Annotated in this window: 13 protein-coding genes; 3 read left to right on the plus strand and 10 right to left on the minus strand. The window is 52.1% G+C overall.

The genetic code is table 11. From position 1 onward, the window contains the following. Positions 1 to 1,465, plus strand: a 1,465-nt coding sequence (locus ACYZYZ_RS03395) for a peptide MFS transporter (protein ID WP_461483249.1), incomplete at its 5' end; no start/stop codon positions are given. Positions 1,466 to 1,616: 151 nt separating this feature from the next. Here the strand turns inward: ACYZYZ_RS03395 and ACYZYZ_RS03400 are convergent. From ACYZYZ_RS03400 to ACYZYZ_RS03445, 10 genes are all read right to left on the minus strand, one after another. Then, positions 1,617 to 2,009 carry a hypothetical protein gene (locus tag ACYZYZ_RS03400; RefSeq protein WP_305170797.1) on the minus strand — a complete coding sequence of 131 codons (393 nt, stop codon included), beginning with the start codon at positions 2,007 to 2,009 and terminating at the stop codon, positions 1,617 to 1,619. A gap of 154 nt (positions 2,010 to 2,163) precedes the next feature. Next, positions 2,164 to 2,601 carry a YcgN family cysteine cluster protein gene (locus ACYZYZ_RS03405; protein ID WP_305170798.1) on the minus strand — a complete coding sequence of 146 codons (438 nt, stop codon included), beginning with the start codon at positions 2,599 to 2,601 and terminating at the stop codon, positions 2,164 to 2,166. A 10-nt stretch (positions 2,602 to 2,611) separates the two neighbouring features. Then, a complete protein-coding gene (locus ACYZYZ_RS03410; RefSeq protein WP_305170799.1) occupies positions 2,612 to 2,896 on the minus strand; it encodes a YcgL domain-containing protein in 285 nt (94 codons plus the stop codon). Positions 2,897 to 2,909: 13 nt separating this feature from the next. Next, entirely contained in the window at positions 2,910 to 4,052 is a 1,143-nt protein-coding gene (gene rnd / locus ACYZYZ_RS03415; protein WP_461483250.1) for a ribonuclease D, read from the minus strand. A 42-nt stretch (positions 4,053 to 4,094) separates the two neighbouring features. Next, positions 4,095 to 4,688, minus strand: coding sequence for a recombination mediator RecR (gene recR, locus ACYZYZ_RS03420; protein WP_305170801.1), 594 nt, complete (start codon positions 4,686 to 4,688; stop codon positions 4,095 to 4,097). Positions 4,689 to 4,700: 12 nt separating this feature from the next. Beyond that, positions 4,701 to 5,018, minus strand: a complete 318-nt coding sequence (locus ACYZYZ_RS03425; protein ID WP_305170802.1) for a YbaB/EbfC family nucleoid-associated protein — start codon at positions 5,016 to 5,018, stop codon at positions 4,701 to 4,703. A 17-nt stretch (positions 5,019 to 5,035) separates the two neighbouring features. Beyond that, positions 5,036 to 7,261: a DNA polymerase III subunit gamma/tau gene (dnaX, locus tag ACYZYZ_RS03430; RefSeq protein ID WP_461483251.1), complete on the minus strand. Its 2,226-nt coding sequence runs from the start codon at positions 7,259 to 7,261 to the stop codon at positions 5,036 to 5,038. A 108-nt stretch (positions 7,262 to 7,369) separates the two neighbouring features. Beyond that, entirely contained in the window at positions 7,370 to 8,284 is a 915-nt protein-coding gene (gene ttcA / locus ACYZYZ_RS03435; RefSeq protein ID WP_461483252.1) for a tRNA 2-thiocytidine(32) synthetase TtcA, read from the minus strand. Between the two features lie 105 nt (positions 8,285 to 8,389). Next, on the minus strand, positions 8,390 to 9,007 hold the full coding sequence (locus tag ACYZYZ_RS03440) for a dUTP diphosphatase (protein ID WP_461483256.1): 618 nt from the start codon (positions 9,005 to 9,007) through the stop codon (positions 8,390 to 8,392). A gap of 25 nt (positions 9,008 to 9,032) precedes the next feature. Next, entirely contained in the window at positions 9,033 to 9,674 is a 642-nt protein-coding gene (locus ACYZYZ_RS03445; protein WP_461483253.1) for an MBL fold metallo-hydrolase, read from the minus strand. Between the two features lie 340 nt (positions 9,675 to 10,014). Here ACYZYZ_RS03445 and ACYZYZ_RS03450 point away from each other — a divergent pair, with 340 nt between their 5' ends. Then, positions 10,015 to 10,605 (plus strand): hypothetical protein, encoded by a 591-nt coding sequence (locus tag ACYZYZ_RS03450; RefSeq protein WP_461483254.1) that lies wholly within the window; start codon positions 10,015 to 10,017, stop codon positions 10,603 to 10,605. A 164-nt stretch (positions 10,606 to 10,769) separates the two neighbouring features. Then, positions 10,770 to 10,992: hypothetical protein (locus ACYZYZ_RS03455; protein ID WP_461483255.1), on the plus strand; the 223-nt coding region annotated here is incomplete at its 3' end.

Genomic DNA, 10,992 nt, shown 5'->3' on the forward strand with positions numbered 1-10,992 from the left:
AATGTGGGAACGTTTTTCATTCTACGGCATGAAATATCTGCTATTGCTGTACCTCACCAAGTATCACCTGTTCAGCGACGCGATGGGGCTGGATGTGCTCGGCAGTTATGCCGCATTGGTCTACGCCATGCCGGTGATCGGCGGATTACTGGCGGATCGTTACCTCGGCATGCGAAAGGCCGTGATTTTCGGCGGCTGCCTGCTGACGCTGGGACACCTCGGCATGGCCGTTGAGGGGACTCAGGCAATCAGGGTGAACGGGGATATTGTTCGCGATCATGCGGCCTTGCAGATTTTCTATTTTTCCCTATCACTCATCATCGTAGGCGTCGGTTTTCTCAAGCCCAATATTTCCACCATCGTCGGTCGTCTTTATGGCGAGCAGGATTCGCGCCGCGACAGCGGCTATACCATTTTTTATATGGGCATTAATATCGGCGCCTTCAGTGCCACCCTGCTGTGCGGTTACCTCGGAGAAACCCTGGGATGGCACTATGGTTTCGGTGCGGCAGGCGTCGGCATGGTTATCGGTCTGGTGATTTTCTTTTTCGGCCAGCGCCACCTCCAGGGCCTGGCAGAGCCGACACACCCCGAACTGTTAAAACAACCGGTGTTGCCCGGCTTCAATCGTGAGTGGTGTATTTACCTTGGCGCACTGCTGGCCCTAGTTGGCCTTTGGCAACTCATACAGGCCCATCAGTGGGTGCAATACTCGCTTAACGGACTGGCCATTGCCGTGGTGCTAGGCCTGATCTGGTTTATTGTTGCCCGCTGCGACAGCGTGGAACGGGGTCGTATGTGCGTTCTGATGGTCCTGACATTCGCATCGGTGGTGTTCTGGGCGCTTTTTGAGCAAACCGCAGCCTCCATGACACTCTACGCCGACCGTGTGGTAGATCGCACTCTGCTAGGCATCACATTTAATGCATCTCAGTTTGGGGCGTTAAACCCCCTATTTATCATGCTCTGCGCCCCGCTCTTTGCCGTGCTCTGGACGATGCTAGGCAAACGCCATCTCGAACCGTCAACACCGGTCAAGTTTGCACTTGGTATTATCCAGGCTGGGCTTGGCTTTGGAGCGCTGGTGCTTGGCGCCAACTTTCCCGACGAGACCGGAAAAGTGGCAGCACTGTGGTTGGTACTGGCCTACCTTCGCCACACCACCGGCGAGCTGTGTCTGTCACCGGTTGGCCTTTCCGCCGTGAGCAAGCTGGCGGTTTCTAAGGTAGTTGGACTGATGATGGGCACCTGGTTTCTGGCCACTGCGTATTCAGAATTCCTCGCGGTGCAGATTGCAAAACTCGCTCATATGGACTCCGTGCCAGGGCAAACGCTCAACACAGCGGAGGCATTGTCTTCTTACACCGGGCTATTTAATGACCTGCTGTTTGTGGGCTGTGGTGCCGGCTTTCTATTACTGGTTATCAGCCCGCTGCTGAAGCGACATATGCACGGAGTATCGTAACCGGCCTTCTATCCACCTGTTGAAAGCCGTTTTGAGGCTGTTTATGCAGGATAAGTGGGACTAGAAAAGCTGAATCTACAAGGCGTGAAGCCGCATTTTGGGTTTCATGCTAACAACGCAAAGGCCACCCAGATAGTTTATCAACAGGCTGCTAGCTTTTGCTCTGCTCAACGCCTTTAAGCATCCCTTCTTCTTCCTGACCGGCATCAGGGCGCTTGAAGACCCCGAGCAATATAGCCAGCACATAGCACGCTACGGCCACCAGATAACAGGTAATAATCGGCTTTGCTCCTCGCAAAAAACCCACGTCGTCCGGCCCTGTGAGCCCTTCATAAAGGCTGACAAACCAGGCGGGTGCCAGGTAACCTGTATCGGGATAGGCTTTGATTGGAACCAGAATAAGAGCGGCAACAAAGAGGATAAGCTGGTTGCGAAAATGCCGACCTGGCAACAGATCCTTGAAGCGCACCAGAAACAGCAAAACCAGAAGGCAACCCAGATAATAAGCGACTATGCCCCAAAGATAATTTTCGTCCGAATACATGATCATCAACCTCCTTTAGTAGTCCTTTACAAAAGAATGACATGCGGACTTTCTTCAACCAGCACGACGTAAACTTTTAACCGACAAAATAGTAACACACCAGGCACAGAAAACTACCAAGGGTTGTAAGAGACCACGACGAACAAGCCTTTGGTTATAAGACCCAATAGATAATTCTTTCTTCCATATCAGTCGGTTGCACAGATGTCTCTGAAACAGCTCGTCCGCGAATCGACATGTTCATATCGTGGATTGTATGAGTATCCTCCGAAACCAGATGGTGCCAGGTCGGCAATGACTCTCCTTCCGATAATAATCGGTATGCACAGGTGCTTGGCAGCCAGTGGAATTGGCCGATATCCGCTGTAGTGAGTTGCAGACAGTCGGGCACTCGGGCAAGACGGTTTTCGTAATCCGTACAGCGGCAAGCGTGCAAATCCAGAAGTTGGCAGGCGACGTCGGTGTAGTACACATCACCGGTATCTTCATCTTCAAGTTTGTGTAGGCAACATTTACCACAGCCATCACAAAGGGACTCCCACTCCTCTTGAGTCATTTCAGATAGAGACTTTATCTCCCAGAAATTTTCCATGAAGCAGAGATTAGAGCTTGCTGTTCTTGTTGCGCATTTCCTGCAAATACTGTTCTGGAGACGGCGGCATTTGCAGGTAGTACCCCTGATCGGCAATGGACTCCAGAACTTTGCCAACATCAGCCCTGGCCAGCTTCCTGTCTGCAGATAACGCCAGCGTCATTGCCAGCTCCGGCTTGCCAAAGCGCTGGAGTAATGACTCCGGAACACGGCTCAGGTCATCCTGTTTATCCACGTAAAGATACATACCCTCTTTTTTGGGGCTCCGATAGATCGTGCAAAGTTGTTTGGACATGGGCGAAATTCACTCACACGGGTTGTTCAGAAATGGCTTTGAGCAGAGCAGCGCCCACAACCTGATGGCGCCAACCGGTGGCAAGGGAATCGGGAAGTTCAGTGGGCATGTCATCACAATGTGAGCGGACCAGCTGTTCAATGTCGCGTTTCCTGGCCAGCATCTCCGCGGGCAACTGGTAGGATTCAGCGCGATCTGTCACCACAGCTTTCAAGGCCTTGCCAATGTCCCGGGCCTCTTTGGGCAGAGGAGCATCAAGGGGCTTCAGTGGTGCTTCGGACACATTTTGCTCCGCCGTTTTCAGCATATCCAGCAACAGGTCGCCATAACGCCTGATCAGGCCGGGGTGCATACCTTCAATGTCTGCCAGTGCCGCCTTATTTTTGGGCGTACTGGAGGCAATCTCCAGTAAGACTCGGTCAGGAATCACACGGTTACGGGGGCGGTTTCGACGGCGAGCTTCGTTTTCACGCCACAGACATAGTTGCTGCAAGGCCACCAGGGCTTGTTGTGACAGGCGCCAGGCCCCTTTGACCTTGCGGTAGTATTCACTGCCATCATCCCGGCTGTTGGCACGCGCCACCAGATCCCGCATTTCCTCCGCGATCCAGTCGCTTCTTTCCAGGCGGTCGAGATCAAGCAGCAACTGCTGGTAGACCGGTAGCAAGTGGTAAACATCCGAGGCTGCGTATCCCAATTGCGCTTCGGTTAACGGACGTTGCAGCCAGTCAGAACGGGTTTCATCCTTGGGCACGTAAACATCCAGCATGTCGGCAACCAGGGCCGCATAGCCCCGCGAAAACCCATGGCCAGCCAACGCCGCCGCAATCTGGGTATCAAACAGCGGCAATGGCAAACACCCCATCACATGTTGTAACACCTCAAGGTCTTCCGAGCAGGAATGAAATACCTTGGTAATGGCATCATTGGTGAATACTTCCGCCAAGGGCTGCAAATTATCAATGGCAACGGGGTCAATCAGCCAGCAATGATTGCCGTCGTAGATCTGGATCAACCCCAGAATCGGGTAAAACGTATCCGTACGCATAAACTCGGTATCTACCGCCAGCGCAGGGCAACTGTTCAATTCAGCAATACATTTGCCAAGTGCCTGTTGGTCAGCAACAAGAATTGGGGCTGCGGCCTGTTCCGTCATGAAAACCTCGTCTGAAGGACTGGTAAAAACAACCGCATAAACCTAAAGCTGCTTGCGACTTGAAAATGCATGGGCCAGGGTACCACCATCCACGTACTCCAGCTCACCACCCATGGGCACACCATGGGCAATTCGGCTGACAATCACATTTAGCTGACGCGCCCGCTCGCTGATGTAATGTGCGGTGGTCTCACCTTCAACCGTGAGATTAGTGGCGAGAATCAACTCACTGACATTCTCTTCCACAAGTCTATTCATCAACTGATCCACACCAATGGCTTCCGGACCGATACCATCGATCGGTGACAGGTGCCCTAACAGCACAAAATAGCGCCCCCGGTAGGTATTGCTCTGTTCAATGGCGAACAGATCTGCGGGAGTTTCAACCACACACAATTGCTGGTTGTCCCGCCGGGGATTAGCGCAGATTTCACAGTATTCGCTCTCAGTCAGTGTACGGCACAGCTGGCAACGGCCAACATGTTCTACCGCCTCATTCAGGGCCTGTACCAGGCGGGCCGCACCCTTGCGGTCTCGCTCCAGCAATTGCAGCGCCATGCGTTGCGCAGACTTTGGCCCAACGCCGGGAAGGCATCGCAGGGCATCAATCAGTTCATCAATCAGAGGGCTATACACAGACTGTCACACTTAAAAAGGCATTTGAAAACCGGGTGGCATTTGCATGCCACCTGTGAGTTTTTCCATCTGTTGGCGCTGCGTTTCCTCCACCTTGCGCACGGCATCATTGACCGCCGCCGCCAGGAGGTCTTCAAGAAATTCCTTGTCCTCTGACAACACACCGGGATCAATAGTGACTTTGCGTACATCGTGGCGGCCATTCATTACCACCTTCACCATGCCAGCACCGGATTCACCCGTTACTTCGGCCTTTGCCGCCTCAGCCTGCATCTTTTGCATTTTTTCCTGCATCTGCTGAGCTTGCTTCATTAAATCGTTAATATTCATTAGATTACCTTAAATATTTAATCTAAAGGTTTAATTGTATTTTCCAGTAACACGCCATTGAACATGTCGGTAATTCGACGCACATGCGGGTCCTGTTTCAGGCTGTTCACAGCATCCTGCTGACGCTCCTGTCGCAGCCGCTCCAGATACGCCTGCGGTGTTTCAGAACTGACCACACCCACTTCTATGACAACAGAAACCGGTACATTGAAATAACTGTCCAGAATGTCGGCCAAACGTTGCTGATGACCTTCTTCATAAAGAGATGCATGGTCAATATCCAGCACAAAATGAAGTACGGCATCCGAGACCTCAACCAGTGTCAGATTTGCCGCCGTGTTTTGGAGCAAGCCACCTATTTGAAGTGCCTGGTAAATATCCAGCCAATCAGACGGCTTTACTTTCTCCAAAGGCAATCTGGCCGCAACAGCCCCATCGTTGCCGTGGCGTGCTTCATGGGTCTCCCTAGTTGCGGAGTCTGCTTCTGAGATTTCTGCTGTAGTGACCGACTGCTGAGCATGTGCCGCACGGGAGAAGGCATGAAGAGTTTCCGTTGAGACCAGAGAGTGTTCAGCCTCACCAGACCCTGATCCGGCAATGGATTCATAATATTCGAGATCTGCATCGGATGCTTCTTCAGTCACATCCGCTTGGAACAAAGGGTTATTTGACTGTGGTTCGCTATCGCAAACCAGTGGCTGTAACGTTGCCACCTCGCCCCTTACAGAAGATGCATTTCCATCAACCAGACCTTGTGGGGCGACAATTGATTGTTCAGCTTCAGGCGTTTTATTAGCTAAGGGCTCTTTATCGGCTGAGGGCTCTTTATCCGCTGAGGGCTCTTTATCCGCTGAAGGCTCTTTATCCGCTGAGGGCTCTCCATCAACTAGGGGCTCTATATTTGAAGGCTCTTCCCTGGCGATAGGCTCTTCGATAAAGGAAGATGCAGGCTCATCAGCAGGAGGGTTAATGGCAAGAACTTTCTCAGGAGTCGATTCCTGATTAACGCCCAGGGCTTCAACGATGGCAGCAGCCCGGTGGCTCTTGTTGTCCACCGGGGCTTCAGATTCAGGCTTTTTTACGGGGGCCAAATCCTCCCCTGCATCGATCCGGGAAGGGGCTGCAGATGAAACAGATGGCGGGTTAAGACCAGACCCAGCCACCGGGCGGAAAGCCAGTGTTCGCAGCAGTGCCATTTCAAAACCCAAACGCGAATCTGGCGCCAGGGGCAAATCCCTGCGACCCAGCAAGACAATCTGGTAAAACAACTGCACATCTTCGGCGCTCATGGCTTTCGCCAGCTCCTGCACCAACTGGTAGTCACCATGGCGGTTATCCAGCGCATCCGGTACTGTCTGGGCGATGGCCACCCGATGCCATACGGACAACAAATCCCCGAGGGCGGCACCATAATCCGGGGCGTGTTCAGCCATACGGTCGACAACAGCCAGCACTTCCATACCATCGCCATTGGCCAGTGCCCTGGCAATATCGGCGATTGCGCTCAGGTCAATACTGCCCAACATGTTGTTGACTTCAGATTCTGTGATTGTTCCCGCGCCGTGGGAAATCGCCTGGTCCGTCAGGCTTAGTGCATCACGCATACTGCCATCTGCTGCACGGGCCAGAGCCCACAAAGCGGCTTCCTCGTTAGGAACCTGTTCTTCACCCAACACAAACTGCAAATGCTCGACGATACGTTCTGGGCTAAGGTTTTTCAGGTTGAACTGCAGGCAGCGCGACAGAATAGTGACAGGCAGTTTTTGGGGGTCAGTAGTCGCCAGCAGAAACTTCACATGGGGCGGCGGTTCTTCAAGGGTTTTTAGCAGCGCATTAAAGCTGTGCCCGGAGAGCATGTGAACTTCGTCAATCAGATAGACTTTATAACGACCAACAGTGGGTGCGTACTGCACATTTTCCAGCAACTCCCGAGTGTCCTCGACCTTGGTCCGGGAGGCAGCATCCACTTCAATCAGGTCAACAAACCGACCTTCTCCAATGGAAACACAAGCGCTACAAGTGCCACAGGGCTCGGAACTAACACCCTGCTCGCAGTTAAGGCACTTGGCCAGAATGCGGGCAATAGTGGTTTTACCGACACCACGGGTACCGGTAAATAGATAGGCATGGTGCAGGCGGTTGTTATCCAGTGCGTTGACCAGTGCCCGCAGCACATGCTCCTGCCCGACCATCTCGCTGAAATTGCGAGGCCGCCATTTTCGGGCCAGCACCTGATAACTCATGAATTCGTATCCAGCAGAGGGAAAAAAGCCATTATAGGGGCAACGGATTGGCTTCGAAAGGCAACGAATAGCTCTTGGCAAATACCCATCAATGGCACAGGAAGACCATCAGGCAGATTCCCTAACCATATCATCCGAAGGGCTGCTGTCCGGCATACTGACACTATCCTTGTCACCACCGGTTTCACCATCCCACAGGTTGACCATCCCGATTCGCGATGGCCGCTCAATCTGCAAACTGGCGAAGTCAAAAAGATCAGTATCTGCCAATTGCGAGGGGGCGACGCTTTTGATCGCGGCAAAGATGGTTTCCAGACGACCCGGATGCTGTTTCTCCCAGCCCTGCAGCATCTCCTTGATGACCTGACGTTGCAGATTGTCTTGGGAGCCACAGAGATTACAGGGAATAATCGGAAATTCTTTCAAACCGGCATAGGCTTCCAGGTCTTCTTCCTTGCAGTAAGCCAGCGGGCGAATGACGACGTTCTGCTTGTCGTCACTAAGCAGTTTCGGAGGCATAGCCTTCAACTTGCCGCCATAAAACATGTTGAGAAACAGCGTTTCGATAATGTCATCCCGGTGGTGACCCAGGGCGATCTTGGTCGCGCCAATTTGCTGGGCAAAACCGTACAACGTGCCACGGCGCAGTCTTGAGCAGAGTCCGCAATAGGTTTTACCTTCCGGAACCAGTTCGGTGACGACGCTGTAGGTGTCCTTTTCCAGAATGTGGAACGGCACACCGAGGCCAGACAGATAGGCAGGCAGCACCTCCGGCGGAAATCCGGGCTGCTTTTGATCCAGATTAACCGCCACTATTTCAAATGATACCGGTGCCGTCTTCTGCAGGTTAAGCAAAATATCCAACATGCAGTAGGAATCCTTGCCACCGGACAGACAGACCATGATTTTGTCGCCGTCTTCAATCATGTTGTAGTCGGCAATGGCGCTGCCAACATTGCGACGCAGGCGTTTTTGCAGCTTGTTAAATTCCAGTCGTTCTTTGCGGGTATCAAACTCTGTCATGGCACATCATTACGTTGCTACTGGAGCGAAGTTGAGAACACAGTTGTGGGCGTTAAGGCGGGCCATTGTATAGTTTTCTGGCCCAATCCCAAACCGTTACAGCGCTCAGGCACTCTGCGTGTAACGTGCCTTGAGGGCACTGTAGAGCTGATCCTTCAAATCAGCGCGGCTGTGGTCCAATTCTGACACCGCCTCTACCAGGTGCTCATTATCTTCCTTACCGCCCCACTGCTTTCGGTAGGTGCCATCCTGGTAGCCATGATCCTGACGAAAGAAATTCAGCACATTTTTGCCCACATAGCGGGTATAGAGTTCATCAAAACTCAGGTCAATGCCGTCCATCAGTGTCGCGAATCCTGGCAGATCAAATTTACGGGTTTGCAGGGTAGACAGCGTAAAAGCCTCCAGGTCTTCCCGGAAATCACCGGATGGCGCCGCGCGTGAGAAGCCCTCCGCTACTTGTCCGGCAATAGACTCATGCCCATCGGAATCCAGTAACAGAATACTCAAACCGAAATGCCAGATATCCACCAGCTCCAGCTTCACCTGGTCCGCATCTGGCGTCTGCTTTTTCCACCATTTCCAGCCATAGTGGTCGAGCAGTTCTGCACACTCCACCCAGATTGCCCGATACCAGGCAAAGTTTTGCTCAACCCAATTACTGTTGACCTTGCTGTTCATGGCATCTTGTAGCTCAAGCATCGCCAGAATTTGTTGTTTCATCAGAGCGGCTTTCTCATTCATTGGGTTATGCCCTTACAAACATATTACTGCGCTTCTCGTTACCGATAGTCGTGCCGGGACCATGCTCCGTCACAACCGATACATCATCGTCCAGCTCATAAAGACGTTGCCGGATCGATTTGACGATCTCCTTATGGTTACCGTCAGGCAAATCTGTGCGGCCGATGCCACCGCGAAACAGGGTATCACCAGCAATCAGAGTCTTTGCCGGGGCAAACCAGAAGCTGGTTGAGCCTGGGGTATGACCTGGCGTGTGCATGGCAACCCCCTCACAGCATCTCAGGTCGTGGTCATCCTGTAGATAGCCATCCGGCTTCGGCAGTGAAATTTGGGGTACACCAAACATCAGACACTGTTGTGCGACCCCATCCCACAGGAACATATCTTCGCGATGCAGCTGAATCGGCGCACCGGTTGCTTTCCTGATATCGCCAGCAGCGAGAATATGATCCAGGTGGGCATGGGTATGGATGATGGCCACCACCTGAAGTGATAGCTCGTTCAGTTTTGCCAGTATCAATTCCGGGTTACCACCGGGATCGATCACCAGCGCTTTTTTTGTTACAGGGTCACCAATAATGGTGCAGTTGCACTGTAGCGGACCCACCGGAAAAGTCAGGACAATGGGGGAGTTTTCTTCACTCATGGATAACTGTTATTCAAATATTGAAAGATGATCATGGTACCACAGCTCTCTAGGCTGATCGGGCATGAGAAACCATGCTGATCCATCACACAGGGTATTGCGTAACACTGTTTAAACACATGGATACCGGGCAGTTTCGGAACCATTGGTGCTGCGTGGACTCATAACATCCACGCACTCTTCGTCGGCATCGGGGCTCTTGTTCACGAAAAAATTTTCCCGAAGACAGCAGTGGTCAGCGAAGTCAGAAAAAAGGGTTGCCAGAAAGGACTAAAAACGCAAGCATGGCGCCCATAAAAATAAAGCCCGCTACAACTCAGACATACTATGGAGTAAGGCAATGAAATTACTTTCACAATTAATAGCCGTTCTCGCCCTCGCACTTTCACTGCAGGTCTCTGCCGATGAACCCCGGGAAGCGAGCATCGACTGGCAATCTTCAGCCGACATTTCCACATTGATCGAATTCAAGCTCGATGCGGTCAACGGCGAAATCACTTATGGACCCAATTTTGCTTACTCAGACAAAGCTCTGCTGGACAACTTCTCAGAGATCTACCTGGTTCGCGCCATTGACCACCAGGGCCAGGATCAATACGTGCTTTACATCACTGCGCAGTACAACGACAAGGACTGGCGCTCCTACAAAAATGCCAAGCTGAAAAACGGTGCCCAGCCGATAAAACTGGTATCCCTATCTACCGACATGAATGTCTGCCCAGAGGCCTCCTGTCGCTATGAAGAGCGCATGGCCATCCCCCTGAGCATGATCAACTTTTTTGACAGCGCCAACATGGGCATGAACCTGATCATTGACGGTAACAGTTCCTATAACATCGCGCTCCCCAGCAGCTACTTCAGAGCCATACTCGATGCCGCTCCTGAAGAAGAACTCTACGACAACCTGCCAGCGCAGGATCAAAGCATCTGATACTTAACACCAGAAATACACCAAATAAAAAGGGGCCTACAGGCCCCTTTTTATTTACTTATTTGGATGTATCACCAACACCGCTCGAATTGACAAACCCCACTCAAGACGGAAGCGTTGTGCTTTTCTGATACAAATTATCTATAACGACCAAGTCGGGCTACATGGAGGCCGAAAACCACCGCCCATGGCTGACACCTCCCGGCGTCAGCCAGGAAAATCTGACTAGCAAGAAAAAATTGCGCAAGATATTGAACAATCTATCGTCCGCGCGCCGGGGCTTGGCAGTGGCGACATCCATCAGGGACGTGATCGCTTTTTATCCCACCGGCCAGTTACTCTTTATATTCCATGAAACAGCACCCACCCTGCCCCAGGATAAATTCT

This window comes from Porticoccus sp. (assembly GCA_023261185.1).
GTDB lineage: Bacteria > Pseudomonadota > Gammaproteobacteria > Pseudomonadales > Porticoccaceae > Porticoccus > Porticoccus litoralis.